Source organism: Brevibacillus reuszeri (genome assembly GCF_002897295.1).
GTDB classification, from domain to species: Bacteria; Bacillota; Bacilli; order Brevibacillales; family Brevibacillaceae; genus Brevibacillus; species Brevibacillus reuszeri_A.
In genome coordinates, this window is sequence record NZ_BEXF01000088.1 from 1 (window position 1) to 1,436 (window position 1,436).

General features: G+C 38.4%; 1 protein-coding gene. It reads left to right on the plus strand.

Annotated elements, in window-relative coordinates; genetic code table 11:
- Positions 1–52: 52 nt before the first annotated feature.
- Positions 53–1,401 (plus strand): IS3 family transposase gene (locus tag C3B52_RS35455; RefSeq protein WP_103110999.1). Its coding sequence is split into 2 segments (ribosomal slippage): positions 53–497 and positions 497–1,401, totalling 1,350 coding nucleotides; the frame shifts between segments, so codons are not numbered across the junction.
- Positions 1,402–1,436: the final 35 nt, after the last annotated feature.

Genomic DNA, 1,436 nt, shown 5'->3' on the forward strand with positions numbered 1-1,436 from the left:
TGAATTGCACCCCAATTGTTAGACACACCTAACAGTTGGAGGTGCAGTTTTTTTGTCTAAGTTTACTGCAAAAGATAAATTATCAGCAGTTCTTCGCTATTTGTATGGTAAAGAGACTCATGCTGCTATTGCTAAGTCTATTGGCACACACAAAAGTATGGTTGGAGTATGGGTGATGCAATACGAGAAACACGGTGCAGAAGCGTTTATTACATCATATACAAGGCACTCGACACAGTTTAAACTAGACGTACTCAATTACATGAATAGTCATGGGACGTCTCCGAATGAAACTGCAGCCATTTTTCAAATCTCCTCTCCTAGTTTGATTCGAAAATGGAGGTCGCAATTTCAATCACAAGGAATAGACGCCCTTATACTAAAGAAAAAGGGGCGCCCAGCGATGAAGAAGGAAAATAAGAAAGCAACACCCATGGAAGGATCAGTTGAGGCATTACAGGCAGAAGTAGAGCGTTTACGTATGGAGAATGCTTACTTAAAAAAGTTGAATGCCTTAGTTCAAAACAAGGAAAAATTACAAAGCAAGACAAAGCGCAAGTAGTATTTGAACTAAGGACTGAATTTCCTGTAAAAGCATTACTCAAATTCGCAGGTATTCCACGCAGCACCTATTATTACTATGTAAAAACCTTCGGTTCTCCAGACAAGCATGCTGAAGTAAAGACAATGATTCAAGCTATTTACCATGAACATAAAGGACGCTACGGATATCGTCGCATAAGGGACGAACTGAGAAATCTTGGGCAGCTGGTCAATCATAAAAAAGTACAACGCTTAATGAAAGAATTGGGCCTAAAAAGTATTGTTCGGATGAAAAAATATCGCTCCTACAAGGGGAAAATCGGTAGGATTGCCCCAAATATTTTAGACCGTAACTTCCAAGCAGGAAAACCAAATGAGAAGTGGGTAACGGATATTACGGAGTTTAAATTGTTTGGTGAAAAGCTATATTTATCACCGATGCTGGATTTGTTTAACGGAGAGATTATCGCTTATACAATTGACTCAAGACCAAGATACTCTCTTGTTTCTAACATGCTAGAAGATGCCTTTAAGCGTCTAAGCGATAAAGACCATCTCTTGATCCATACGGATCAAGGTTGGCATTACCAAATGGGCAAATACCAACATGCATTAAAGGAAAAGAAAATCACACAGAGCATGTCGCGAAAAGGGAACTGTTACGACAATGCTGTCATTGAGAATTTTTTTGGCATTTTAAAATCGGAATTTTTATACACACAGCAGTTTGAAAGTGTTGAACATTTTAAACGAGAGTTAGCAAAATATATCGACTACTATAACTGCAAGCGAATCAAGACAAAATTAAAAGGCTTGAGTCCAGTACAATACCGAACTCAAACCCTTCAGATTGCTTAAATAAAATACGTGTCCAACTTTATGGGGTCACTTCA